Origin of the sequence: Flavobacterium longum, assembly GCF_965137575.1 — a bacterium.
Taxonomy (GTDB): domain Bacteria; phylum Bacteroidota; class Bacteroidia; order Flavobacteriales; family Flavobacteriaceae; genus Flavobacterium; species Flavobacterium longum.
In genome coordinates this window covers 104140-129898 of sequence record NZ_CBCRZJ010000007.1, presented here as the reverse complement: position 1 = coordinate 129898, position 25759 = coordinate 104140, and the positions used below count along the sequence as shown (strand labels likewise).

Below are 25759 nucleotides of genomic sequence, written 5' to 3'. Positions count from 1 at the left end.
CCTAATCTAATAACCATGTCGAAAAGTATCGATTCTTTTGTTGAGGCAGTCGCCAAGAACAACCCGAATGAGCCTGAATTTTTGCAGGCCGTCAGAGAAGTTGCCGAAACGGTAATTCCGTTCATCGAGCAAAACGAAAAGTACCAGAACAAAATGCTGTTGGAAAGAATGGTCGAAGCCGAGCGCGTGATCACTTTCCGTGTCGTATGGCAAGACGATAAAGGCCAAACCCAAGTAAACCGCGGCTACCGCATCCAGATGAATTCGGCTATCGGACCATACAAAGGCGGCATCCGATTCCATCCATCTGTGAACTTGTCTATCCTGAAATTCCTCGCTTTCGAGCAAACGTTCAAGAACTCGCTCACGACGCTTCCAATGGGCGGCGGAAAAGGCGGCGCGAACTTCGACCCGAAAGGCAAATCAGATAACGAAATCATGCGTTTCTGTCAGGCATTCATGACCGAACTGGCCAAGCACATCGGCGCGGATACCGACGTTCCTGCCGGTGACATCGGCGTGGGCGGACGCGAAGTGGGCTACATGTTCGGGCAATACAAAAGGCTGCGCAATGAGTTTACCGGCGTTTTGACCGGTAAAGGCATCACGTTCGGTGGTTCATTGATCCGTCCGGAAGCGACGGGTTACGGCGACGTGTATTTCGCACAAGCCATGCTCGAAACCAAAGGCGACAGCTTCAAAGACAAAACCGTTGTGGTTTCAGGCTCAGGAAACGTCGCGCAATATGCTTGTGAGAAAGCCACGCAACTCGGCGGCAAAGTCGTGACGATGTCTGACTCATCGGGTTACATTTATGACGCAGACGGTATCGATGCCGAGAAATTGGCGCACGTGATGAAAATCAAGAACGTGGATTACGCCCGTATTTCAGAATACACCAAAAAATATCCGAACGCGAAATTCGTGGAAGGCAAACGTCCTTGGGAAGTGAAGTGCGATGTGGCTTTGCCATGCGCGACGCAGAACGAATTGAACGAGGCCGAAGCGAAAATGCTCGTGGCCAATGGCTGTATTTGTGTGGCCGAAGGCGCGAACATGCCATCGACACCGGAAGCCGTAATGGTGTTCCAGAACGCGAAAATCCTTTTTGCGCCAGGAAAGGCGTCCAACGCTGGCGGTGTGGCTACTTCAGGCTTGGAGATGTCACAAAACTCGTTGCGTTTGAGCTGGACTTCAGAAGAAGTTGACCAAAGGCTGCACAACATCATGCTTAACATCCATTCGGCTTGCGTGAAATACGGCGCCGACGGAAACGGATATGTAGATTACGTGAAAGGCGCCAACATCGCAGGCTTCGTAAAAGTGGCCGACGCCATGCTGGCACAAGGCGTAGTGTAACGACATAATTTCGACCTTAAAGACAAAAGCCTTTCGTAACAGAAAGGCTTTTTTATTGGGATATATGAAAACAAGGATAAATGCGTTTACTATATTTGCGACTCAACGACTTCCTATGAAAAGATATTTTTACGTTTGGTTTTTGGCGGTTTTCCCATGCCTGCTCATAGGACAGTCCAACCAATTATGGAAAGGCTATTTTTCGTACAACGAAATCAAGGATTTGTCGCAAACGCCATCGGCCATTTACGCGGCAGCAGAAAATGCGCTGTTTTCCAAAAACCTCAATACCAATACGCTCAAGACGACCACAACCATCGACGGCCTGTCGGGGCAAACCATTACGGCATTGTACCACAGCCAGGCGCTCAACCGTACCATGGTAGGCTATGACAACGGCCTGATCATCGTCATCAACGAGGCCGACGGTAGCATGATCAACGTCGTAGACATCATCAACAAACAACTGCCGTCCAACATCAAGCGGGTGAACCATTTCATGGAATACAACGGCATCGTTTACGTGTCCTGCGATTTTGGCATCGTTCAATACAATTTGCAATTGCTGCAATTCGGCGATACTTATTTTATAGGAGACAACGGCGCCGAAATCATCGTCTCGCAAACGGCGGTGTACAACGGAAACATTTATGCCGCGACGTCGGTTGGCTTGCGCCGGGCCGCGGTCAATAATCCGAACTTGATCGATTACAGCCAGTGGACGAACATCGCCGCCGGCATCTGGGTGGCCACGGAAACCTTCGGCAACGAGTTGGTATCGGTCAACAATGGCGCAACTGTTTTTCGATACAATGGCGTGGGTTTTTCGACGTTGGTGCAGTTGCCGCTGCCCGCAGTTGATATGCGCGCAGGCGTAGATTATCTGGTGATTTCTACGGCGGACCGCGTGTATGTTTACAATGCGTCGTTTATCCTCGCGGCACAAGTTTTAAGCGATTTGATTCCGGACATGAACGCCGTTTTCACCTGCGCAACAACCATTGGCGATACGGTATTTATCGGAACGTTCGAAAATGGTGTCGTGACCGCGCCCATTGCCAGCCCGACGGCGTTTGATTTCATCAGTCCAAGCGGGCCAACGCGGAACAATCTTTTTTCGATCAATAAACAATCAGACAATCTTTGGGCGGTTTACGGCGATTATACCTTGGACTATGATCCAACACCAGTTAGGTCATACGGCATCAGCCGGTATAATGCAAGCGGATGGTTGAACATTCCATACGACGAACTGCATCCGGCGGGTGCCAACACGTTCGATTTGGTTCGTGTGACGGTGAATCCGTCGAATCAAAACGAGATTTATATTAGTTCGTTTTACAACGGCTTGCTTAAATTGGTCAATGACAGCGCCGGCGTCACGTTTGATGCGTTGTACAACGAGACCAACAGCGGGCTTGAGAGTATTTTTGCGACCGACCCGCCAACAGAAAACATCCGTATCGAACAAAGTGCCTTTGACCGAAATGGCAATCTTTGGGTCAGCAACGGCATTGTCAAGAACGCCATCAAAGTCCTGAACACAAGCGGAACGTGGCAATCCTACAACGTGGAAGGCATCGTCGCCAATTATTTCAATACGCGTTACGGCCGGATGCTCGTCGATAAAAACTCCACCAAATGGCTTTGCACCACCAAAGATGGCGTGATTGCCTTCAACGAAAGTAGTTCGCCGCAGTTCAAGAAAATCACCACCGGCACCGACACCGGAAACCTGCCAACCTTTGATGTGCGTTCCATCGCGATAGACAACCGCAACCAACTCTGGATCGGGACCACCTTCGGGTTGCGCGTGCTCTCGAGCGTAGACCGGTTCAACGCTGAAGGGCAAATGACCGCCAACATGATTGTTATTTCCGAAAATGGCGTGGGCGCAGAACTCTTGGCCGAGCAATTCATCACCGATATTGTGGTTGACGGCGCGAACAACAAATGGATCGGCACCGCAGATTCGGGCGTGTTCCTGCTGTCGCCCGACGGTCAGGAAACCATCTACCAATTCAACATCAACAATTCCCCGCTGCCGAGCAACGGCATCAACGACATTGACATCGACGGCGTTTCGGGCGAGGTTTTCATTGCGACGGCCAAGGGCATGGTGTCTTTCAAAGGTACGTCGACCGAGCCGAAAGACGATTTGAGCAACGTGTTCGTGTATCCGAATCCGGTGCGGCCTGAATTCAACGGTACGGTAAAAATCAGCGGGTTGACCGACAAAGCGCACGTGAAAATCGCCGACATCACCGGCAGTCTGGTCTATGAAACCATCACCGAAGGCGGCACGATCGAATGGGATACGACCGCGTTCGGAAAATACAAAGTCGCTTCGGGCGTGTACATGATTTTCATCTCGACCGAAAACGGTGATGAAACGAAAGTGAAGAAGGTGATGATTGTGAGATAATGCTCGTAAAAACCAAAGCCATCGTCATTTCATCGCTCCGTTATCAGGAAAAAAGCCTGATCGTCAAATGTTTTACGCGCGAAGCCGGATTGAAATCTTACTTTGTCCGCAATGCTTTTGCCGGAAAATCGGCCCAGAAAATAGCGTATTTCCAGCCACTGACCTTGCTCGAGATCGAAGCCGTCCACAAGAACAAAGGCACGCTCGAGAATTTCCGCGAAATTAAACTGGCCACGGCTTACCAAACCATCAACACCGACGTCGTCAAAAGTACGATCATCCTTTTCGTGTCCGAAGTGTTGCACCATTCCATCAAGGAAGAAGAGCGCAACGAAGACTTGTTTGCCTTTCTGGAAACCGCGTTGCATTGGCTCGATGCGCACGATGAAGTGGCCAATTTCCATTTGATTTTGTTGCTTGAAACCTCGAAATTCCTAGGATTTTACCCAGACGTTTCCCAAGAAAATCGCTTCTTTGAGATGATCGAAGGGATTTTCACCGAAGACCACGGCATCAGTTGTTTGTCTGAAACCGAAACGCACTTGCTCAAGCGGTTGCTCAGGCATAAATTCGGGAGTGACCAGAAAGTATTTTCGGCCAATGAGAGACAAATCCTGCTCAAGATTTTACTCGACTATTACAGCGTGCACCTCGACGGTTTCCGCAAGCCAAAATCCTTGGAGGTGTTGCGGGAGGTTTTTGCCTAGCGCGTTTTCTCCAACCATAAGTTTGCGCCAAAATTGTCCCGTGTCAGTGGCATTTTGTCAAAGGCGGCCGCATGATGGCGGTGAAGATATTCGGTGAAAAGTCTGATCTTGAAGGCATCATTGTACATTAGAAATGCGCGGAGCAAGTAATCTTCGTTCCAATTGAATCCCTCAAAGACCCAACTTTCAGGATATTCGAAAGGATAAAATACATCATGGAAGTGAATCAAAACGCCAGGCTTGAGCGCTGGGAGAATGTCGAATAGGATGTAATTGACATCACTACCGGTCTTGCTTACGTGTGTGCTGTCAACGAACAGGAAATCTCCTGCTTCAAGCGATTCGAATGTCGCCACAGGAATGGCTTGGATGTCTTTTTCGATGATTGTTACCCGATTCTTATCGGCATCGGTAAGTAATGAATACAATCGTTTGGGGTAGGGTTCAATAAATGTCAACGCAACATCCAAGTCAAAATTTTCTGCGGTGTCGAGCATGACTGCTGAGGAATAGCCAGAACCTATTTCCATGATGCGTTTCGGCTTGAAATGACGCATCATAGCGTACAGTACAAAACCGTCACTGTAGGAGTAAAAATCGTTGTCAAAGTAAAAGCGTAAGTTGGCCTGTTTGGTTGACTTGAAAGGCATTTCGTCATAAAAGGCAGCCAAATTCCCCAGTAAGTCAAGTTGTGATTGTGTATGGAGATCGATGCCCGCTACGCCATCTTGGGCGCGACCTTTCCAGATTTCGTGTTCCCTTTTTCTGGTGTCGTCTACCTTCACGATGGGCGAATAGTAGTGTCCGGGTGGAAAACAGGCGTTTTTCTGGTATGACATCTTAAAAGCGTACAAGCCACGAACGTGAGGTAATGAGTTTAGGAAGTTCTTTATTTTATTCTTAAATGCCATACTTTTCGGTTTGAGTTTCTAAGTGCCTGACAAAACCAAAAATAAACAAATAACTTTAACACGCTGAATTTTAGTTTCAAGCGCTCATGCAGACGCATATTTAAAAAATCCGTACTTTCGCATCCGCGAAAAACAAAACTCCCATGAGCACGAAGTTTACAGAGTATAAAGGACTTGATTTGCCGCAGTCTGCAACCGATGTCCTTGACTTCTGGAAAAAGGAAAATATATTCGAGAAAAGTGTCACCTCACGCGAAGGCAACCCGCCATACGTGTTTTTTGAAGGACCGCCGTCGGCCAACGGTTTGCCGGGCATCCATCACGTGATGGCACGCGCCATCAAGGACATTTTCTGTCGTTATAAAACCCAGAAAGGTTATCAGGTAAAACGCAAGGCCGGCTGGGATACGCACGGTTTGCCGGTTGAGTTGGGCACCGAAAAAGAACTCGGCATCACCAAGGAAGACATCGGCAAGACCATTTCCATCGAAGATTACAATGAAGCCTGCAAACGTACCGTGATGCGTTATACCGACGTGTGGAATGACCTGACCGAAAAAATGGGCTATTGGGTTGACATGGACAATCCGTATGTGACCTACAAGTCGAAATACATGGAGTCGGTCTGGTGGCTTTTGAAGCAGATTTACGACAAAGGATTGATGTACAAAGGCTATACGATCCAACCGTATTCCCCAAAGTCTGGAACAGGTTTGAGTTCGCATGAAGTCAACCAGCCGGGGGCGTACCGTGACGTGACCGACACGACCATTGTGGCGCAATTCAAGACCAAAACAGAAAGTTTGCCGCCGTTCCTGCAGGGTTTCGGCGAAGTGCACTTTTTGGCTTGGACGACGACGCCTTGGACATTGCCGTCAAACACTGCGCTCACCGTCGGGCCGAAAATCGATTATGTTTTGGTGAAGACCTTCAACCAATATACGTTTGAACCCATCAATGTCGTATTGGCGAAAAACCTTATCGGAAAACAGTTCGGCAAAGGTTATTTTGCCAGTGAAACCGACGACGATTTCAGCAATTTTAAATCTGGCGACAAGAACATTCCATTCAAAATCGTTACGGAATTCAAAGGCAAGGACGCGGTCGGGATTAAGTACGAGCAACTGCTTCCGTACGCGCTGCCACACCAGAATCCTGAAAACGCCTTCCGCGTGATTTCGGGTGATTTTGTCACGACAGAAGACGGCACCGGAATCGTGCATACCGCGCCGACATTCGGTGCAGACGACGCCAAAGTCGCCAAGGAAGCTACGCCAGAAGTGCCACCGATGCTGGTCTTGGACGAAAACGGCGTGCCCGTTCCGCTTGTTGATTTGCAAGGTAAATTCACCAAACAAATGGGCGAATTCGCGGGGAAATACGTCAAGAATGAGTATTACGATGCCGGCACCGCGCCAGAGAAATCGGTTGATGTGGAAATCGCCATCAAATTAAAGGAAGAAAACAAGGCATTCAAGGTCGAGAAATACGTCCACAGCTATCCGCATTCGTGGCGCACCGACGAACCGCTTCTGTATTATCCGCTCGATTCGTGGTTCATTAAAATCACCGACGTGCGCGACCGCATGTTCGATCTAAACGATGAGATCAATTGGAAACCGAAAGCCACCGGTGAAGGCCGTTTCGGCAACTGGCTCAAGAACGCCAACGACTGGAACTTGTCTCGCTCGCGCTATTGGGGCATTCCGCTCCCGATTTGGCGCAGCGAAGACAAATCCGAGGAAATCATCATCGGGTCTGTCGAACAACTTTACAATGAAATCGAAAAATCCGTCGCGGCCGGATTCCAGAAGGAAAATCCGTTCAAGGGCTTCGTCATCGGCGACATGTCCGAAAGCAATTACGATTTGGTGGATTTGCACAAGAACGTGGTAGACAACATCACGCTGGTGTCAGGTTCAGGAAAACCGATGACACGAGAAACAGATTTGATCGACGTATGGTTTGATTCGGGCGCGATGCCGTATGCACAATGGCATTATCCGTTCGAAAATCAAGACAAGATAGACCAGAATAAAGATTTCCCGGCCGACTTTATTGCCGAAGGCGTAGACCAGACGCGCGGTTGGTTTTATACCTTGCATGCCATCGGGACGTTGGTGTTCGACAAGATTGCGTACAAAAACGTCGTTTCAAACGGTTTGGTGCTCGACAAGAACGGGCAAAAGATGTCCAAACGATTGGGCAATGCCGTGGATCCGTTCACGACTTTGGCCGAATATGGCCCGGACGCGACACGTTGGTACATGATCTCCAACGCCAATCCTTGGGACAACCTGAAGTTTGACATAGAAGGCGTGGCTGAGGTGCGCCGAAAGTTTTTCGGTACATTATACAATACCTATTCGTTTTTTGCGCTATATGCGAACATCGATGGGTTTTCATACGCCGAAGCCGAAGTTCCGGTAAACCAGCGCCCGGAAATCGACCGCTGGATTTTGTCGGAACTCAACACGCTCATCAAGGATGTTGACGGCTATTACGCGGATTACGAACCTACGAAGGCCGCGCGCGCCATTTCGGATTTCGTTCAGGAAAACCTCTCGAACTGGTACGTGCGTTTGTGCCGCCGCCGCTTCTGGAAAGGCGAGTATGGCCAAGACAAGATTGCCGCGTACCAAACACTTTATACATGTCTGGTTTCGGTGGCGAAAATCAGCGCCCCGATCGCGCCGTTTTTTATGGACCAATTGTATCGGGATTTAGTGAATGCCACGAAAACCGAGCATTTCAGCAGTGTTCATTTGGCCGAATTCCCGGTTTGCGTTGAAAACTTTGTTGATAAATCACTCGAGAGCAAAATGCAGAAAGCCCAGACCATTTCATCACTGGTGCTGTCGCTGCGTAAGAAGGAAATGATCAAGGTGCGCCAACCGCTGCAAAAGGTAATGATTCCAGTGCTTGACGAAAATCAGAAAGCCGAAATCGAGGCGGTATCGAACCTGATCAAAGCCGAAGTGAACGTCAAGGAAATTGAACTTCTGGACGACGCGTCGGGTGTTTTGGTCAAGCAAATCAAGCCGAATTTCAAGACACTCGGGCCGCGCTTCGGGAAAGATATGGGGTTGATTTCCAAAGAAATACAAGGTTTTTCGCAGGAGCAAATCAACCTGCTCGACCGCGAAGGCTCCATGAACATTGATATTTCGGGAAAAAGTATAATTTTATCACTCGATGATGTCGAGATTACCTCACAGGACATTCCGGGTTGGCTCGTCGCTAACGCCGATGGCATTACGGTAGCGCTGGACATTACGATCTCTGACACGCTGAAACGGGAAGGCATTGCCCGAGAATTGGTGAACCGCATCCAAAATATCCGCAAGGATTCGGGATTTGAGGTGACCGACAAGATTAAGGTTTTGTTGCAGCACGATGCAGAACTGGAAGCTTCGGTCAATGAAAACCGCGGCTACATCATGTCGGAAACGCTCACAGAGCAATTGGATTTTTCCAATGAACTCAACGGCAGCGCAACGGCGATTGAATTTGACGACATTAAAACGAAAATACTAATTACAAAATAGAACGATCATGGTAGAAGAGAAAATTAGGTACTCTGATGCAGACCTGGCCGAGTTCAAGGAACTCATCCTCAAGAAAATTGAAAAAGCACAAAACGATCTTGACCTCATAAAAAGCGCGTACATGAACGATTTGAACAACGGCACCGACGATACGTCGCCCACGTTCAAGGCTTTCGAAGAAGGCAGCGAAACCATGTCCAAGGAAGCGAATTCGCAACTGGCCATCCGTCAGGAGAAATTCATCCGCGACTTGAAGAATGCGCTTTTCCGTGTAGAGAACAAGACGTATGGCATCTGCAAAGTGACCGGAAAACTCATCAGCAAGGAAAGGCTGAAAATCGTACCGCACGCCACCATGAGCATCGAGGCTAAAAACCTGCAGCGATAAATGACAATTACCGAATAAAATTCCAAATTCCAATTAATGGGGTTTGGGATTTTTTTTTGGAAGTTATTCAAACATAACCGTTATTTTTGCCCGACTAAAAAGCAACAGATGTCATTACGTAACGCCTATTTTCTCATTTTCATCATCTTGCTGGTAGACCAGGTGTCCAAGATCTACATCAAGACGAATTTCATTCTGCGTGAAGACGTTGAGGTGTTTTCCTGGTTCAAGATCAGTTTCATCGAAAACGAAGGCATGGCTTGGGGAACGGTTATTCCGGAATGGCTTGGCGGCAAATTGACGCTCACCATTTTCAGGATTTTTGCCGTTGGTGGCATTGCCTGGTGGTTGTGGGATGCCGCGCGCAAACACAGCTCGGTCTATTTGGTCGTGGCCATTGCGCTCATTTTCGCCGGTGCGGCCGGAAACATTATCGATTCTATTTTCTACGGCGTGGTATTCAACAGCAGCGAAGGCCAATTGGCAACGTTGTTTTCTGACCATCCGTACGGTTCGCTCTTCCACGGAAAAGTAGTGGACATGCTTTATTTCCCGATTATTGAAGACGCAATCATGCCGAGTTGGGTGCCCATTTGGGGTGGGCAACGCTTCACTTTTTTTAATGCGATTTTCAACGTCGCCGACGTCGCGATTTCAACAGGCGTGGGCATTTTGATCGTCTTCAACAAAAAAGCGTTCCCGAAACACCATGACGATTCGGTTCAGGTTGACGCTTAAAACCGATAAAGACGGTCTGGCGTGACGCAATAGTCCAGCTTCACATCGCTGTCGAAAACGTCATCCCAAGACGCAACGGCTTCAAAGAAAGACAATCCAATTTTTACCGCATCCGGACGACATTTCGCGAGGAATTTATCGTAAAAACCTTTGCCATAACCAATCCGGTTTCCAGCGTCATCGAACGCCAAAAGCGGCACGACCACGACATCCAGTTTCTTTGCATCAATCTCGATCCCGTCAACCGGTTCAGGAATGCCGTACCCGTTTTTCTTGATTTTTGTGCCATCGGTCAACAGGAAATGGGTCATGTTTCTCGTCGCAAAATCGCTTTTCGACACGACGATGTGTTTGTCTTTTCCTGACAAGATGTGCAGGATGAATTCCGTATCGACTTCGTTCATCTCGGCAATCGGGAGAAACACATGAAAAAATTCTTTCTCCCATATCGGTAAAGCCAAAAGCCGGTTGGCGATGGCAAGGCTTTTTTCCGCCACATCGTCCGGCGACAGGCTTTTACGCAGGTTTTTATAGCGGATGCGAAGCTCGTTTTTGGTCATTCTCCAAAAGTAGTTAAATTCAGTCGAGGTTGTTGCGTCCGCTGTTTTTGCTCCGGACAAATCACTAAATTTGCCCTATGCAGCCCACGCCGTTAGCCTTACAAATACAAACGCTTCCCGACAATCCGGGGATTTACCAGTATTTCGATAAGGACGGAAAAATCCTCTACGTGGGCAAGGCGAAGAACATCAAGAAACGCGTATCGTCGTACTTCAATAAGACGCATGATATTGGACGTACGAACGTCTTGGTCCGGAAAATCGTGACGATCAAACACATCGTCGTACCTACCGAAAACGACGCGTTGCTACTTGAAAACAATCTCATCAAGAAACTACAACCGCGTTACAACGTCCTGCTCAAGGACGACAAGAGTTATCCTTGGATCTGCATCAAGAACGAGCCGTTTTCGCGCGTGTTCCATACCCGGAAAATGATCAAGGACGGTTCAGAATATTTTGGGCCATATACCAGTTTCAAGACGGTCTGGACGGTTATGGACATGATCAAGCACCTGTATCCGCTCCGGACGTGCAATTATGACTTGACCGAAAAGAACATCGCTGCGGGCAAATTCAAGTTGTGTCTGGAATACCACATCGGCAACTGTAAAGGCCCGTGCGAAGGCCATGAGACACTGGAGAATTACCAGCAACATGTGGAGCAAATCCGGCAAATCCTCAAGGGCAATTTCAAGGAAAGCCTGCGAGTGTTCAAGAAGCAGATGACCGCCGCCGCTGCCGAGATGCGTTTCGAGGACGCACAACGCATCAAGGAAAAAATCGAGGTGCTTGAAAATTACCAGTCGCGTTCCACGGTGGCCAACCCGAATTTGAACAACGTCGAAGTGTATTCCATCGTGTCCGACGAAAGCGCGGCCTTCGTGAATTTCCTGCAGATCATGCACGGCTCGATCATCCGGACGCATACGTTGGAACTCAAGAAAAAACTTGACGAAACAGACAAGGAATTGCTGGAATTGGCCATTGTCGAAATCCGGGAGCGATTCAACCTGATCTCGAAGGAAATCATTGTGCCGATGGACGTCGAAGTCGGCGAAAACGTCAAAGTCATCGTCCCGAAACTGGGCGACAAGAAGGACGTGCTCGACCTTTCCACGCGCAACGCCAAGTTCTTCCGGATGGAACAGCTCAAGCAGATTCAAATTGTCGACCCCGATCGTCATACCAACCGCATCATGGCGCAAATGCAGAAAGATTTGCGACTGCCCAAAGAACCGCGTCATATCGAGTGTTTTGACAACTCCAACATCCAGGGTACGAATCCGGTGTCGGCGTGCGTGGTGTTCAAGGACGGCAAACCCAGCAAGAAAGATTACCGGCATTTCAACATCAAGACCGTGGACGGCCCGAACGATTTTGCCTCGATGGAAGAAGCGGTTTTCCGTCGTTACAAACGATTGCTCGAAGAAGCCCAGCCGTTGCCGCAACTTATTGTCATCGACGGTGGGAAAGGCCAGTTGTCATCGGCCCTGAAAAGCTTGGAAATGCTAGATCTGCGCGGGAAAATTTCCATCATCGGCATCGCGAAAAGGCTCGAGGAATTGTTTTACCCCGACGATCCGGTGCCGTTGTATCTGGACAAGAAGTCTGAAACGCTCAAAGTCATCCAACAATTGCGCAACGAAGCGCACCGTTTCGGGATTACGCACCACCGCGACAAACGCAGCAAGTCCGCTTTACAGACTTCGGTGGAAACCATTCCGGGCATCGGCGAAAAAACGATGCTCACGCTTATCAAGCATTTCAAGTCGGTCAAAAGGATGATGCAGGCTTCCGAAGAGGAAATATCAAAAGTCGTCGGGCTTTCAAAAGCCAAAAAAATTATCGACTTTTACAAAACCATTAATAAATAACATGAAGAAACTGGCGCTGCTGGCTTTTCTGTTGTCGATGCCTTTGGTCTCGATGGCGCAGGAACCGCAAAAACCGATTAAGGTAGGCTTGGTGCTCAGCGGCGGCGGCGCGAAAGGCTTTGCCCATATCGGCGTACTCAAAGTGCTCGAGGAAGCCGGCGTCAAGGTTGATTACATTGGCGGCACGAGCATGGGCGCGATTGTCGGCGGACTTTACGCTTCGGGTTACAACGCGCGCCAAATCGATTCCATTTTCCAGCAGACCGATTTCGATGCGTTGCTGCAAGATTTCATCCCGCGTTCTTCAAAGAGTTTTTACGGCAAGCGGAACGACGAATTGTACGCGGTGTCGTTGCCGTTCAACAAATTCCGCATCGGCATCCCGACGGCGCTTTCCAAAGGCTTGTACAACTACAATTTGCTGGCGAAGCTCACCCACAAAGTCCGGCATGTACGCGATTTCAACCAGTTGCCGATTCCGTTCCTGTGCGTCGCAACCAACATCGAGACCGGCGAGCAAGTCATACTCAACAAAGGATATTTGCCGCAAGCTATGGCCGCCAGCGCGGCGTTCCCGTCGTTGTTTGCGCCCATTGAAATCGACGGGAAAATGCTCATCGACGGCGGCGTGGTCAACAATTATCCTATCGAGGAAATCAAGGCTTTGGGTGCCGATGTCATCATCGGAGTCGATGTCCAGGACGACATGAAAGACCGTTCGTCGCTCAACGATGCCACGCGTATTTTGGTCCAGATTTCCAATTTGGGCATGATCCAACGGATGAAGGAAGACGCGAAGAAAACCGATATTTACCTCAAGCCGGACATCAGCAGTTTTGGCGTCATTTCGTTTGAACGCGGCCAGGAAATCGTCAAGAAAGGCGAAGACGCGGCGTTTGGTGCATACGAAAAAATAAAGGAATTGGCCCAGAAACAACAGGCGTCGCGCCGTCCTGATCTGTCTGTTTGCACAGACAGCCTTACGGTCAATCGCATCACGGTCAACAAGCTCGACGATTTTACCCGCGCGTATGTGCTGGGCAAATTGCGCTTCAAGCCCGGCAAGAAAATCAGTTACAACGACCTCAAGCTCGGCATGGACAATTTGTCGGCGACGCAGAATTTCTCGGCCATCAGCTATTCGCTCGAACCCGGCCCGAACGACACAGACGAGATCAAACTGAATTTGACCGAAAATACAACGCGCGCTTACCTCAAGTTCGGTGTGCATTATGACAATCTGTATAAGACGGGCGTCTTGGCGAACCTGACGTATAAAAAGTTGTTTTTGAAGAACGACGTGGCTTCGTTCGACATGATTTTGGGTGACAATATCCGGTACAACTTCGATTATTACATCGACAACGGGTTTTATTTCAGCTTCGGGTTTAAATCGCGCTTTACGGGTTTCAACCGAAACGTGGAAACCGACTTTGCCGATGGCGCGCTGCTCGAACAGTTGGGCTTGAAGTCACTCAACATCGACTTTGCCGATTGGACGAATCAGGCGTATATCCAAACCATTTTCGTCCAGAAATACCTCATTGGCGCCGGCGTGGAATTCAAACACCTGAAAATTGAATCGGAAACGCTGCAACAGAACGATCCGGTCTTTGAGAACAGCAATTACCTGAGTTTGTTCGGGTATTTGAAGTTCGATTCGTTCGACAACAAATATTTCCCGAAACGCGGCTGGTATTTTACCGGCGATTTCCAATGGTATCTGAATTCGACTGACTACACCAATCAGTTTCAGCGTTTTTCGGTCGCAAAGGCAGACATTGGGCTGGCGCAAACCTTCTACAAGAGATTTACACTAAAATTGCAGGCTGAGGCAGGCGTTTCCATCGGCGAAGACAGCGTTCCTTTTTTCGATTTTGTCCTCGGCGGTTACGGCTATAGCCCGGTGATCAATGTGCGGCCTTTCTATGGCTATGATTTCCTGAGCATTTCCGGCGACAGTTACATCAAGGCGACCGCAACCGCAGATTGGGAATTCTTCAAGAAAAACCATTTGAACTTTTCGGCCAACGGCGGCAGTATCTCCGACAACTTGTTCGAGGATTCGCAGGCATTGTCCAAAAACCGCGTCTTCGGGTACGCCGTGGGTTACGGTCTGGAAAGCGTCATCGGGCCGATTGAGGTCAAATATTCCTGGTCGCCGGAAGTAGGCCGCGGATTTACTTGGTTCAGCGTCGGGTTTTGGTTTTAACCGCCAAATGCTCGGGGTTTTTCAAAAAACAATATATTTGCTTCGCCTGCTCGCTTTGCTCGAGCGGCGTGCTGGACTTCGGTCTGGCCATCACTAATCCAACCAAATAAAACTACATTATGTCTATCTGGAAAAGAAAACCGCTCAACCAATTGCTTGACGAAGCCTCAGAGTCTGAAAAAGGACTCAAGAAAACCCTATCGGCCACGGGCTTGACCGCGCTGGGCATTGGTGCCATCATCGGCGCCGGATTGTTTTCAATCACGGGCTTGGCCGCGGCAACCAACGCAGGGCCGGCCATTACGATTTCGTTTTTGGTGGCGGCCGTTGGCTGTATTTTCGCCGGATTGTGCTATGCAGAGTTTTCCTCTATGATTCCTGTTGCGGGCAGCGCTTATACGTATTCTTTTGCTACGATGGGCGAATTTATCGCCTGGATCATCGGCTGGGATTTGGTCCTGGAATATGCCGTGGGCGCGGCGACGGTTTCCATCAGTTGGTCGCGGTATCTGGGAAAATTCCTCGGCGGTTACGGCATACACATTCCCGATGAGTTCATGTTGTCGCCGTTTGAAGGCGGCATCATCAACATTCCGGCGGTATTCATTGTGATGCTCATGTCGCTGATTCTGATGCGTGGCACCAAGGAATCGGCATTTGTCAACGGGATTATCGTGTTGTTGAAAGTAAGCGTCGTATTGATTTTCATCGCCGTGGGCTGGCAGTACATCCGTCCGGAGAATTACGATCCATACATTCCGGAAAATACCGGCGAGTTTGGTGCGTTCGGATTCTCAGGAATCATCCGCGCGGCCGCAATCGTATTTTTCGCCTACATCGGTTTTGACGCCGTGTCAACCGCTGCGCAGGAAGCCAAGAACCCGAAGCGCGACATGCCTATCGGTATTTTATTGTCATTGGGTGTCTGTACGTTATTATACATCTTGTTCGCACACGTCATGACCGGCGTGGTGAATTATACTGCATTTGCAGGAAAAGACGGTATTGCACCGGTGGCGGTTGCCGTGGAAAACATGGGACATGCCAATGCGGCAGGCGTTATTGTACCGGCTTATCCGTGGCTGAACAATGCCATCCTACTCGCGATTTTGGCGGGCTATGCATCTGTTATCCTGGTGATGCTCATGGGCCAAAGCCGCGTATTCTTCTCCATGAGTAAAGACGGTTTGATGCCTAAGATTTTCTCGGAAGTGCATCCTAAATTCCGCACGCCGGCCAAGAACAACATGCTGTTCATGGTGTTGGTGAGTATTTTCGCGGCCTTTATCCCGGCTAGGGTTGTGGGCGAGATGACCAGTATCGGGACATTGTTCGCCTTTATCCTGGTTTGTATCGGCGTGTTGATCATGCGCAGCAAAATGCCTGAAGCGCCGCGTGCGTTCCGTACGCCGTTGGTGCCGTTGGTGCCGATTCTCGGCGTGGGTGTTTGCTTGTTCATGATGGTGTTCCTGCCGCTCGATACCTGGATCCGACTCATTGTCTGGATGATGATTGGTTTTGACCTGTATCTGTTCTACGGCATGAAGAATAGCCATTTGAACCCGAACGGATACAAGGCCGGGAATTATAAAATGGTGGCCGGTTCGGGCATCGGGATGGCTTTGGCGCTCATTGCAGTCGCTTTCGTACACCACGAAGGTGCCGATGACATTTATTTGTTTTATTTCTCGTTGATTTTCGCGGCCATCCATTTGATTGGCTACGCAAGCAGTTATATGAAGAAACGGGCATCCATTTAAAAAGACAAAACCCCGCGCCGCAAGCCGGGGTTTTTCATTTAAATATTTTAGCCGGCGATGCCGCCGTAAAAGCAAAAATTCCGATATTTGTGTATCATGAAAAAAGCCTGGCAAGGTTTAGCGGCTCACCTCAAATTCCTCATCAAAAGGAATCCTGAATGACTTTCGGCATTCCGATCATTGTCAATTGTTTCTTTCAATTATCAATTATTTGCTATGCCATTATATCATAAATTAGGTCAATTTCCGCAGAAACGCCATGTCGTTTTTGAAAAGCCAAACGGCGGCTTCTATTACGAGCAGCTGTTCGGCACCGAAGGCTTCCATGGCCATTCGTCTTTGCTGTATGAAATCCATCGGCCAACACAGGTCAAGGAAATCATCCGCTCTTATTCGGTGGAACCAAAAATAGCCATCGGGAAAAATATTAAATCATTATTGTTAAAAGGCTTCGAGTTAAAACCGGAAGCCGATTTCCTCGACAGCCGCAAACCAATGCTCGTCAACGGTGACTGCATCATCGGGCTTGCAGCGCCACAAGAATCCCTACGCAGTTATTTCTACAAGAATGCCGATGCCGACGAAATGCTGTTCATCCATAAGGGCAAAGGGAAACTGCGCACCATGATGGGCAACATCCCGTTTGAATATGGCGATTATCTCATCATTCCGCGCGGCATGATTTATCAGATCGATTTCGAGACCACCGACAACCGTTTGTTCTATGTGGAATCGTTCGCGCCTTTTTACACGCCGAAACGCTACAAGAACGCATCGGGCCAACACCTGGAACATTCGCCATTTTGCGAGCGCGATTTCAAGTTGCCTGAAGAATTGGAAACCTACGACGAGAAAGGCGAGTTCCTGATCAAAATCAAGAAGGAAGGCATGATGCACGAAGTCGTTTACGCGACGCATCCGTTTGACGTTGTAGGCTGGGACGGCTACAATTTCCCGTACGGGTTCAGCATCCACAACTTTGAGCCGATTACTGGCCGCGTCCACCAACCGCCACCGGTGCACCAGACTTTCGAGACGTCAACCTTCGTGGTGTGCTCGTTCTGCCCGCGCTTGTACGATTACCATCCAAAGGCGATTCCGGCACCGTACAACCACAGCAACATAGACAGCGATGAGGTCTTGTATTATGTGGATGGCGATTTCATGAGCCGCAACAACATCGAGCAAGGCCACATCACATTGCACCCGAAAGGCATTCCGCACGGGCCGGCACCTGGCGCGATGGAACGCAGCATCGGGCAGACCGAGACGTTGGAACTCGCCGTTATGGTCGATACGTTCCGCCCATTGATGGTGACCGAAGACGCGATGAGGCTTGACGACGGGCAATATTACAAATCGTGGGTTGAATAATGTTTCAAAGCAAGTTGCCTGGCGACCCTGTCGTTCTGGTCATGGGATTTATCAGCGTCGGGATGATTTTACTGCTGTCTGACGCGACATACTTTTTGTTCGTCGCCTTGTTTTTCAGCATCGCTGGCCTTTCAAAAGGCGCAGACAACTTGAAATTGTACGAGGAGCAACCGGAACTGTATTATCCCAGCAGCAAGAAAAATGTTGCCGATGGCCGTCACATTTGTGGTTTTTCGATGCTCGCCAGTTTTGTGATGCTCATAATCAAGGGAATTATGTATTTAATACACTAGTTAAAATCAAGAAATTATGTCAAAAGAAATAACCTCCGTAGAATACGGACTCGAAAAAATATTTGAAGGCGCACAGGATTTCCTGCCGCTTTTGGGAACTGATTACGTAGAATTTTACGTGGGCAATGCCAAGCAGGCCGCCCATTTCTACAAAACTGCTTTTGGATTTCAGTCTTTGGCCTATGCCGGATTGGAAACCGGTGTGCGTGACCGCGCGTCATACGTGCTCAAACAAGACAAAATCAGGTTGGTGTTGACCACGCCGCTCAATGGCGATTCACCGATCAACGACCATTTGCGCAAGCACGGAGATGGCGTAAAAGTAGTGGCATTGTGGGTAGAAGATGCGCGTCAGGCTTTCGCCGAAACCACCAAACGCGGTGCGAAGCCGTTCATGGAGCCAACCGTCGAGCAGGACGAATTCGGCGAAACGGTCCGTGCCGGAATTTATACCTACGGCGAAACCGTCCATATTTTCGTGGAGCGCAAGAATTACAACGGTGTCTTCCTGCCGGGTTACAAAGAATGGAAATCTGATTACAATCCGTCGCCGGTCGGGCTGAAATACATAGACCACATGGTAGGAAACGTGGGCTGGGGCGAAATGAACCAATGGGTGAAATGGTACGAAGAGGTCATGGGATTTGTGAACTTCCTTTCGTTCGACGACAAGCAAATCACGACCGACTATTCGGCTTTGATGTCGAAAGTGATGTCCAACGGAAATGGCCGCATCAAATTCCCGATCAATGAACCCGCCGAAGGCAAGAAGAAATCGCAAATCGAAGAATACCTTGACTTTTATGGTGGCCCGGGTGTACAGCATATTGCCGTAGCTACCGACGACATCCTGAAAACCGTCTCAGAGATGCGCGCGCGGGGTATCGAATTCCTTTCTACACCGCCACAAGCCTACTACGATGCCATCCCCGAGCGATTGAAAGACCACATGTCGAAATTCAAGGAAGACATTCGCGAGTTGCAGAAACTCGGGATTTTGATCGATGCCGACGAAGAAGGTTACCTGTTACAGATTTTCACCAAACCGGTGGAAGACCGCCCGACTTTGTTTTTCGAGATCATTCAGCGTATGGGTGCCCGCGGATTTGGCGCTGGAAACTTTAAGGCGTTGTTCGAATCGATTGAAAGAGAACAGGAATTGCGCGGAACATTATAAAAACACCAATTTTGTTGCGAATAATGCAATATTGACATTTCTAACCATCAAAAATTTGCGCATTAAGTGTTAAAGTCGATTTTTCTTTTGCAATCTTTCAAAAGCAAATTACCTTTGCACTGCAAATCAAGGGAGTGGTTTCCCGCGTTTGTTATAAATTTTCATAATTTATAGTTTTTTGGTTGGTTAATAGCATAAAAACCCGGTCATCCTTGACTGGGTTTTTTTGTTTTGGTACCTTTGGAACAGTAATTGACAAGCCGCGGCGGAATTTTCAAAAAACACTTATGAAAAAGATACTCATACTGCTCATTTTCGTCGCTACAACCGGTTTCAGCACACAAAAAGAACGCGCCTTTGACGTTGGCGAGTACTTCAAATTCCGCATCCACTACGGAATTATCAACGCCGGATATGCCACGCTCGAAGTGAAAGAAGCCGTCAAAAACAACAAGAAAGTTTACCACGCCGTGGGCAAAGGCTGGACAACCGGCATGTCACGTTTTTTCTTCAAGGTCGAAGACAATTATGAAAGTTATTTTGACAAAGAGACAGGAAAACCCTATCAATATGTCAGGAAGATAGATGAAGGCGGCTACACCAAAAATCAAGAAGGTTTTTTTGACCAGGCCAAGAACACGGTTTTGGTCAAGGATTACAAGAATAAAAAACAGACCAGCATCAACGTCACCGAAGAGGTACAAGACATGGTGTCAGCCTTTTATTTCTTGCGCAATCACCCGAGTATCGACAAATTGAAACCGGGCGAATCTATCACCATCGATATGTTTTTCGATGATGAAATCTTCAAATTCAAGTTGAAATATTTGGGCAACCAAGATGTCAGCACTAAATACGGAACCATTGCCACGATGATGTTCAGGCCGTATGTACAGTCAGGGCGCGTTTTCAAGGAAGAGGAAAGTTTAACCGTCTGGATTTCGGACGACGACAATAAAATTCCGGTAAGGATAAAAGCCAGCCTGGCCGTAGGCTCGCTCAAGGCAGACTTGGACGGTTTCAGGGGCTTGAAATATCCGTTTACCGTCAAAGCCAAGAAAAAATAATGACAGACCAAACCAATCAATTGTTGCAGGAACTCGACCGGAAATTTGCCGACATGGGGCAAAAGACCGACACGCATCTCGAAGGCCTGTTGTGGGGAAAGCCCATTACATACTGGGATTACATCCAAACCGACGCGCTGTTGAATCTTCAAACGCAGCGCACGGTGTTGCCCGATGAAATGGTGTTCATCATGTACCATCAAATCAACGAATTGTTGTTCAAGATGGTGCTTTGGGAGATCGATCAGATTACCACCATTGAGAAGCCTGAAACCACCTTTTTCGCCGAACGCCTTATGCGCATCAGCCGGTATTTCGATATGCTTACCACATCGTTTACCATTATGGGCGACGGAATGGAACTTGAACAATACATGAAATTCCGCAACACACTTACGCCGGCCAGCGGTTTCCAAAGTGCGCAATACAGGATTATTGAATTTGCCTCGACCGATTTGATCAATTTGATTGACCATCGTTTCCGCGCGACCATAGACCGCAACACGCCGTACGAACACGCGCTCGAGCATTTGTATTGGCAGGCAGCGGGCAAAGATTACCATACTGGCGAGAAGTCGTATCTTTTGAAGGCTTTCGAGGCGAAATACAAAGCTGAATTCCTCCGGAAAATGGAAGCCTACAACACGACTAACCTTTGGCAAAAATTCAAGAGCCTGCCGGACGAAGATCGAAACAATCCGGACCTAATCAAAGCCATGCGACATTATGATTATACGGTGAACGTGACTTGGGTCATGGGGCATTTGAATGCGGCCAGGAAATACATCGACAGCGGCATTGGTTCGGGCGAAGCCACCGGCGGCAGCGACTGGAAAAAGTATATGCATCCGAAACACCAAAAGCGGATTTTCTTTCCCGAATTGTGGAGTGAAGAAGAACGCAACAACTGGGGACAAGAAGTGTAATCTCTTGAGACAAATAGCCCTTTTCATACTGATGGTATTCGCGTTTGTGTCGTGTAGCGACAAGCCCGACGAGGCTTTCGTTGCCGATGCCAAACCGCGCATGTCGAAATTTGATTTCGGTTTCAAGCTGAACGATTTCAATGTCGTGAACGATACCGTGAAATCAGGCGACACTTTCGGCGGAATCCTCGGCAGGCAAAACCTTGACACGCTTAAAGTATATGACATCATCGAGAAAATACGCGATTCGTTCGACGTCCGTCAGATCCGCAGGGGTCGGCCATACACATTGCTGCGCGGGCTGGGTAAGACCAACAAACTTCAGGCATTTATTTACCAGCCGGACCAGATGAATTACTACGTCATCGATTTGCGCGATTCGATTATCGTCATCAAAAAGACCAAGCCGCTCACCATTAAACGCCGCACGATTGCCGGCGCGCTTGACGGTTCGTTGGCCGAAGCACTGTCCAAGGAAAAGGTAGATCCGGAACTGGCTGCCAGAATCGCCAAGGTATATGCCTGGACAATCGACTTCTTCAAACTCAAGAAAGGAGACAAATTCGGGATTACATTCACCGAGCGCTACATCAACGATACCGTGTATGACGGCGTCGACAGCCTGCAGGCGGCATTTTTCGAGTACAAAGGAAAAAACATCTACGCCTTTCCATTCGCGACCAATCCAACCTCGGGCAAGCTGGAATACTACGACGAAGATGGAAAACCGCTCAAGAATTTCTTCCTGAAGGCACCGCTCAAATTTAGCAAGATCACTTCGCGGTTCTCTGCGCGAAGATTGCATCCCGTACAGGGCATTTGGAAAGCCCACAAAGGCACCGATTATGCGGCACCAACCGGAACGCCAATTCTTTCGACGGCTGCCGGTGTTGTGGAAGCAGCGGGTTACACCACCGGCAACGGAAATTTCGTCAAGGTTAAACACAACAAAGTTTATTCGACGCAATATTTACACATGTCCAAAATCTTGGTGCGTCGCGGGCAACGCGTCACGCAAGGCCAAGTCATCGGGAAAGTAGGGAGCACCGGATTGGCCACTGGCCCGCACGTGTGTTACCGATTCTGGAAAAACGGTGTCCAGGTGGATGCGTTGCGGCTGAAATTGCCCAATGCCGAACCGATGGACAAGAAATACAAAGCACAATTCATGACTATGATGCAGCCGCTGAAACGGGAACTGGACAGCGTCGCCGCATTGCACAAATAGAAAACTATGGCATTACAAACTACCAATCCCTCGGGCACGAAAGCTTGGATGGATTTACGCGAACACTTCGCCGAGATGCAATTCGTTTCCATGAAAGACTTATTTGCGGCCGATGCGTCGCGCGCCGGGAAATTTCACCTCAAATGGAACGATTTCCTGATTGATTATTCCAAGAACGTCATCACAGGCGACACGATGAAATTGCTTCGTGAATTGGCCAGCGAAATGCAACTCAAGGATGCCATCGACAAGTATTTTTCGGGCGATGTCATCAACCAGACCGAGAACCGGGCGGTATTGCATACGGCGTTGCGTGCGAAAAGCGATGTAGAGGTCAAAGTCGATGGCCAAAACGTGATGCCTGAAATCGTTGCGGTCAAGGAAAAGATGAAATCGTTCTCTGAGCGAATCATTTCGGGCGTACAAAAAGGTTTTACAAACAAGGCATTCACCGATGTCGTGAATATCGGCATTGGCGGTTCAGATTTGGGCCCGGCCATGGCAGTAGAAGCGTTGGCGTACTACCAAAACCATTTAAAAGTTCATTTTGTTTCCAATGTCGATGGCGATCACGTCATGGAAACGCTTAAGAAACTCAATCCGGAAACCACTTTGTTCGTTGTGGTTTCCAAAACCTTTACCACGCAGGAAACCTTGTCAAACGCGGAAACCATCCGCAATTGGTTTTTGCGGTCGGGCAAGCAAAGCGACGTGGCCAAACATTTTGTGGCCGTATCCACAAACATCGAGAAAGTCACTGAATTCGGCATCGCGGCCGAGAATATTTTCCCGATGTGGGATTGGGTTGGCGGCCGTTTCTCTTTGTGGAGCGCGGTCGGGTTATCAATCGCGTTGGCCGTCGGGTTCGAGAATTTCGACAAATTGCTTACCGGCGCCAATGGTATGGACGAACACTTCAGGACGGCTACTTTTGACCAGAACATTCCGGTGACGTTAGCATTGCTTACCGTCTGGTACAACAATTTCTTCGGTGCGGAAACCGAAGCGCTCATTCCGTACACACAATACTTGCAGAAGCTCGCACCGTACCTTCAGCAAGGCATTATGGAGAGCAACGGGAAAAGCATCGGGCGCGACGGCAATCCGGTGAATTATCAGACTGGAACCATCATCTGGGGCGAACCGGGCACGAATTCTCAGCATGCATTTTTCCAGCTTATCCATCAAGGCACGAAGTTGATTCCGACGGATTTCATCGGATTCGCTAAACCGTTGCACGGCAACCAAGACCATCACGACAAATTGATGTCGAACTTTTTTGCCCAAACCGAAGCGCTGCTCAACGGCAAGACCGAAGATCAAGTCCGGATGGAATTCACAAAAACCCAATATTCAACCGGGCAGGCCGAATTCCTGCTACCGTTCAAAGTTTTCCAAGGCGACAAACCCACCAATACTATCCTGATCGACAAACTCACGCCGGAAGCATTGGGCGCGTTGATTGCGATGTACGAGCATAAAATCTTCGTACAAGGCGTCGTCTGGAACATTTTCAGTTATGACCAATGGGGCGTGGAACTGGGCAAGCAACTGGCCAATAAAATCCTGGACGAAATCCACTCCGGCCAAGTCAAAAAGCATGACGCCTCTACAACATTCCTGTTGCAGCACTTTTTGGAAAGAAAATAAATAGCCTAGAACAAGCCAAAGCCCTGCAAAAAAGTGGGGCTTTTTTATTGGTTTGTTTATATTTGTAAGTAAACCTAGACAACCTATGTACGAATTTATCCTCAAAGCCCACTCCGGCTGGGCATACGTCGCCCTGATTTTCTTAGTAATCGCTGTCGTAAACGCGTTTATCGGGATTTCTGCCAAGAATCCGTTTACGCCTAAAGACCGACGCATTTCCATGTTCGCACTCATTGCGGCGCATGTGCAGTTTGTTTTTGGGATGTTGTTGTATTTCACTTCGCCCAACGGCTTGGATAAGATCAAAGCAGTAGGAATGTCCGGCATGAGCGCCATGGACCGACTGCTTGCTCTGGAGCATCCGCTGGTTAACTTGATTGCCATCGTCTTGATTACCGTGGGCTGGTCGAAGCACAAACGGGTCGCCGAAACACTCAAGTTCAAGAAGATTGCGATTTTCTACGTGCTCGGGCTTGTCTTGCTCCTAAGCCGCATTCCGTGGCAGCTTTGGTTGGGATAGTCCAATCGGCCGGTTACGGCAACTAAATCAAACTTATGAGGCAACGCACAACACTTATCCTGTTGGCAGGAATTTTCGCCCTTTTTCTAAACGGATTTTCGCTCCACGCGCAGACCGTTGAGAAAGGCAAACCTGTCGTGAAAACAGCGTTAAGCCCGGTGGTGCAAGATTCCATTAACCCGTTGCAGGTTTCCGTGGACAGCTTGCAAACACTCGGGGATTTGACGTTTCGCCTTTATAAGAGGAAAGCACATGCCTCGTATTACCACAACAAATTCAACGGGAAACGTACGGCGAGTGGAAAGCGTTTCGACAACAACAAATACACGGCGGCACACCGAAAATTTCCCTTCGGGACAAAACTCCGCATAACCAATGAGACCAATGGAAAAAGTGTGATTGTTGAGGTGAACGACCGCGGCCCATTTACGAAAGGCCGTGAAATCGATTTGTCGCGGCGCGCTTTCATGGACATCGCCCACAATAAAAATAGCGGATATGTAGATGTCACCATTGAAGTGATTGAACGCTAAATTACCAGGATTTGTAAGGGTTTTTCGCCAGATAGGCGTTGTAATAACGCACATCGGCGGTAACTTCCGTGCCCAGCCAAGACGGCTTGACGAAATCTTCATCTTCGGTGGAAAGTTCGATTTCGGCCATAATCAGCCCTTGGTTTTCCCCAAAGAATTCATCGACCTCGAAGAGATGCTTGCCCACCGGAATTTCGTACCTGATTTTGTCGATGATGCCTTCTTCACAAATGGCCAACAAAGGCCGTGCTTCGGTGAGCGATAGTTCCGTTTCCCACTCCAACCGCGTCGTGCCGCTGTCGTTTGATTTTCCCTTGACGGTCATAAAACCCGCTTCGCCCTTGATCCTGACGCGCACCGTACGTTCCGGGTGCGAATTCAGATAACCCTGCGCGATGTGTTGTTTGCGGACCGCATCGGCCTTGAAAGCGTCTGAGGCGACCAAAAATTTCCGTTCGATTTCTACCATGGCAAGCGCAATTGTCGTGGGTTAAAGTTATTAAATT

Annotated in this window: 21 protein-coding genes; 18 read left to right on the top strand and 3 right to left on the bottom strand. The window is 48.8% G+C overall.

Annotated elements, in window-relative coordinates:
- Window positions 1-15: 15 nt before the first annotated feature.
- The 3 genes from gdhA (at window position 16) to recO (ending at window position 4491) form a co-directional block, all read left to right on the top strand.
- Window positions 16-1359 carry an NADP-specific glutamate dehydrogenase gene (gene gdhA, locus ACM9J1_RS12510; RefSeq protein ID WP_415582392.1) on the top strand — a complete coding sequence of 448 codons (1344 nt, stop codon included), beginning with the start codon at window positions 16-18 and terminating at the stop codon, window positions 1357-1359.
- Window positions 1360-1474: 115 nt separating this feature from the next.
- Window positions 1475-3784: a type IX secretion system anionic LPS delivery protein PorZ gene (gene porZ / locus ACM9J1_RS12505; protein ID WP_415582391.1), complete on the top strand. Its 2310-nt coding sequence runs from the start codon at window positions 1475-1477 to the stop codon at window positions 3782-3784.
- Window positions 3784-4491, top strand: coding sequence for a DNA repair protein RecO (recO, locus tag ACM9J1_RS12500; protein ID WP_415582390.1), 708 nt, complete (start codon window positions 3784-3786; stop codon window positions 4489-4491). Before porZ ends, recO begins: the two co-directional genes overlap by 1 nt.
- Here the strand turns inward: recO and ACM9J1_RS12495 are convergent.
- Complete coding sequence (locus ACM9J1_RS12495; protein ID WP_415582389.1) at window positions 4488-5402, bottom strand: class I SAM-dependent methyltransferase; 915 nt, start codon at window positions 5400-5402, stop codon at window positions 4488-4490. The two genes, recO and ACM9J1_RS12495, sit on opposite strands and share 4 nt — an antisense overlap.
- Window positions 5403-5545: 143 nt before the next feature.
- Between ACM9J1_RS12495 and ileS the strand changes: the two genes are divergently transcribed.
- From ileS to ACM9J1_RS12480, 3 genes are all read left to right on the top strand, one after another.
- Window positions 5546-8950 (top strand): isoleucine--tRNA ligase, encoded by a 3405-nt coding sequence (gene ileS / locus ACM9J1_RS12490; protein WP_415582388.1) that lies wholly within the window; start codon window positions 5546-5548, stop codon window positions 8948-8950.
- A gap of 7 nt (window positions 8951-8957) precedes the next feature.
- Entirely contained in the window at window positions 8958-9338 is a 381-nt protein-coding gene (locus ACM9J1_RS12485; protein WP_415582387.1) for a TraR/DksA family transcriptional regulator, read from the top strand.
- 108 nt (window positions 9339-9446) lie between these two features.
- Window positions 9447-10076 carry a lipoprotein signal peptidase gene (locus ACM9J1_RS12480; protein WP_415582386.1) on the top strand — a complete coding sequence of 210 codons (630 nt, stop codon included), beginning with the start codon at window positions 9447-9449 and terminating at the stop codon, window positions 10074-10076.
- Here ACM9J1_RS12480 and ACM9J1_RS12475 read toward each other — a convergent pair.
- Window positions 10073-10636: a 5-formyltetrahydrofolate cyclo-ligase gene (locus ACM9J1_RS12475; RefSeq protein WP_415582385.1), complete on the bottom strand. Its 564-nt coding sequence runs from the start codon at window positions 10634-10636 to the stop codon at window positions 10073-10075. The genes ACM9J1_RS12480 and ACM9J1_RS12475 overlap by 4 nt on opposite strands.
- A gap of 77 nt (window positions 10637-10713) precedes the next feature.
- On the opposite strand from ACM9J1_RS12475, the gene uvrC reads away from it, so the two are divergent.
- The 12 genes from uvrC (at window position 10714) to ACM9J1_RS12415 (ending at window position 25253) form a co-directional block, all read left to right on the top strand.
- On the top strand, window positions 10714-12513 hold the full coding sequence (gene uvrC / locus ACM9J1_RS12470) for an excinuclease ABC subunit UvrC (protein WP_415582384.1): 1800 nt from the start codon (window positions 10714-10716) through the stop codon (window positions 12511-12513).
- A 1-nt stretch (window position 12514) separates the two neighbouring features.
- Window positions 12515-14725, top strand: a complete 2211-nt coding sequence (locus ACM9J1_RS12465) for a patatin-like phospholipase family protein (protein ID WP_415582383.1) — start codon at window positions 12515-12517, stop codon at window positions 14723-14725.
- 119 nt (window positions 14726-14844) lie between these two features.
- Window positions 14845-16485 carry an amino acid permease gene (locus ACM9J1_RS12460; RefSeq protein WP_415582382.1) on the top strand — a complete coding sequence of 547 codons (1641 nt, stop codon included), beginning with the start codon at window positions 14845-14847 and terminating at the stop codon, window positions 16483-16485.
- A 216-nt stretch (window positions 16486-16701) separates the two neighbouring features.
- Window positions 16702-17859 (top strand): homogentisate 1,2-dioxygenase, encoded by a 1158-nt coding sequence (locus ACM9J1_RS12455; RefSeq protein WP_415582381.1) that lies wholly within the window; start codon window positions 16702-16704, stop codon window positions 17857-17859.
- Complete coding sequence (locus ACM9J1_RS12450) at window positions 17859-18152, top strand: hypothetical protein (RefSeq protein WP_415582380.1); 294 nt, start codon at window positions 17859-17861, stop codon at window positions 18150-18152. The genes ACM9J1_RS12455 and ACM9J1_RS12450 overlap by 1 nt, the downstream gene beginning before the upstream one ends.
- A 16-nt stretch (window positions 18153-18168) precedes the next feature.
- Window positions 18169-19329 (top strand): 4-hydroxyphenylpyruvate dioxygenase, encoded by a 1161-nt coding sequence (hppD, locus tag ACM9J1_RS12445; RefSeq protein WP_415582379.1) that lies wholly within the window; start codon window positions 18169-18171, stop codon window positions 19327-19329.
- A gap of 287 nt (window positions 19330-19616) precedes the next feature.
- Complete coding sequence (locus ACM9J1_RS12440) at window positions 19617-20396, top strand: DUF3108 domain-containing protein (protein ID WP_415582378.1); 780 nt, start codon at window positions 19617-19619, stop codon at window positions 20394-20396.
- Window positions 20396-21322 (top strand): tryptophan 2,3-dioxygenase family protein, encoded by a 927-nt coding sequence (locus ACM9J1_RS12435; RefSeq protein ID WP_415582377.1) that lies wholly within the window; start codon window positions 20396-20398, stop codon window positions 21320-21322. The genes ACM9J1_RS12440 and ACM9J1_RS12435 overlap by 1 nt, the downstream gene beginning before the upstream one ends.
- A gap of 4 nt (window positions 21323-21326) precedes the next feature.
- On the top strand, window positions 21327-22550 hold the full coding sequence (locus ACM9J1_RS12430) for a M23 family metallopeptidase (protein WP_415582376.1): 1224 nt from the start codon (window positions 21327-21329) through the stop codon (window positions 22548-22550).
- Window positions 22551-22556: 6 nt separating this feature from the next.
- Window positions 22557-24200: a glucose-6-phosphate isomerase gene (gene pgi / locus ACM9J1_RS12425; RefSeq protein WP_415582375.1), complete on the top strand. Its 1644-nt coding sequence runs from the start codon at window positions 22557-22559 to the stop codon at window positions 24198-24200.
- An 85-nt stretch (window positions 24201-24285) separates the two neighbouring features.
- Window positions 24286-24720, top strand: coding sequence for a hypothetical protein (locus ACM9J1_RS12420; RefSeq protein WP_415582374.1), 435 nt, complete (start codon window positions 24286-24288; stop codon window positions 24718-24720).
- 35 nt (window positions 24721-24755) lie between these two features.
- Complete coding sequence (locus ACM9J1_RS12415) at window positions 24756-25253, top strand: septal ring lytic transglycosylase RlpA family protein (RefSeq protein WP_415582373.1); 498 nt, start codon at window positions 24756-24758, stop codon at window positions 25251-25253.
- A gap of 1 nt (window position 25254) precedes the next feature.
- Here the strand turns inward: ACM9J1_RS12415 and ACM9J1_RS12410 are convergent, their stop codons facing one another.
- Window positions 25255-25722 (bottom strand): CYTH domain-containing protein, encoded by a 468-nt coding sequence (locus ACM9J1_RS12410; RefSeq protein WP_415582372.1) that lies wholly within the window; start codon window positions 25720-25722, stop codon window positions 25255-25257.
- Between the last annotated feature and the right edge of the window lie 37 nt (window positions 25723-25759).

Bases quoted from the DNA above. Each gene is read 5' to 3' on its own strand.
- ACM9J1_RS12440 (WP_415582378.1), top strand. From the start codon at position 19,617: ATGAAAAAGATACTCATACTGCTCATTTTCGTCGCTACAACCGGTTTC.
- ileS (WP_415582388.1), top strand. From the start codon at position 5,546: ATGAGCACGAAGTTTACAGAGTATAAAGGACTTGATTTGCCGCAGTCT.
- ACM9J1_RS12420 (WP_415582374.1), top strand. From the start codon at position 24,286: ATGTACGAATTTATCCTCAAAGCCCACTCCGGCTGGGCATACGTCGCC.
- porZ (WP_415582391.1), top strand. From the start codon at position 1,475: ATGAAAAGATATTTTTACGTTTGGTTTTTGGCGGTTTTCCCATGCCTG.
- ACM9J1_RS12480 (WP_415582386.1), top strand. From the start codon at position 9,447: ATGTCATTACGTAACGCCTATTTTCTCATTTTCATCATCTTGCTGGTA.
- gdhA (WP_415582392.1), top strand. From the start codon at position 16: ATGTCGAAAAGTATCGATTCTTTTGTTGAGGCAGTCGCCAAGAACAAC.
- recO (WP_415582390.1), top strand. From the start codon at position 3,784: ATGCTCGTAAAAACCAAAGCCATCGTCATTTCATCGCTCCGTTATCAG.
- ACM9J1_RS12410 (WP_415582372.1), bottom strand. From the start codon at position 25,722: ATGGTAGAAATCGAACGGAAATTTTTGGTCGCCTCAGACGCTTTCAAG.
- ACM9J1_RS12465 (WP_415582383.1), top strand. From the start codon at position 12,515: ATGAAGAAACTGGCGCTGCTGGCTTTTCTGTTGTCGATGCCTTTGGTC.
- ACM9J1_RS12460 (WP_415582382.1), top strand. From the start codon at position 14,845: ATGTCTATCTGGAAAAGAAAACCGCTCAACCAATTGCTTGACGAAGCC.
- ACM9J1_RS12485 (WP_415582387.1), top strand. From the start codon at position 8,958: ATGGTAGAAGAGAAAATTAGGTACTCTGATGCAGACCTGGCCGAGTTC.
- ACM9J1_RS12450 (WP_415582380.1), top strand. From the start codon at position 17,859: ATGTTTCAAAGCAAGTTGCCTGGCGACCCTGTCGTTCTGGTCATGGGA.
- ACM9J1_RS12415 (WP_415582373.1), top strand. From the start codon at position 24,756: ATGAGGCAACGCACAACACTTATCCTGTTGGCAGGAATTTTCGCCCTT.
- pgi (WP_415582375.1), top strand. From the start codon at position 22,557: ATGGCATTACAAACTACCAATCCCTCGGGCACGAAAGCTTGGATGGAT.
- ACM9J1_RS12475 (WP_415582385.1), bottom strand. From the start codon at position 10,636: ATGACCAAAAACGAGCTTCGCATCCGCTATAAAAACCTGCGTAAAAGC.
- uvrC (WP_415582384.1), top strand. From the start codon at position 10,714: ATGCAGCCCACGCCGTTAGCCTTACAAATACAAACGCTTCCCGACAAT.
- ACM9J1_RS12495 (WP_415582389.1), bottom strand. From the start codon at position 5,402: ATGGCATTTAAGAATAAAATAAAGAACTTCCTAAACTCATTACCTCAC.
- ACM9J1_RS12455 (WP_415582381.1), top strand. From the start codon at position 16,702: ATGCCATTATATCATAAATTAGGTCAATTTCCGCAGAAACGCCATGTC.
- ACM9J1_RS12435 (WP_415582377.1), top strand. From the start codon at position 20,396: ATGACAGACCAAACCAATCAATTGTTGCAGGAACTCGACCGGAAATTT.
- hppD (WP_415582379.1), top strand. From the start codon at position 18,169: ATGTCAAAAGAAATAACCTCCGTAGAATACGGACTCGAAAAAATATTT.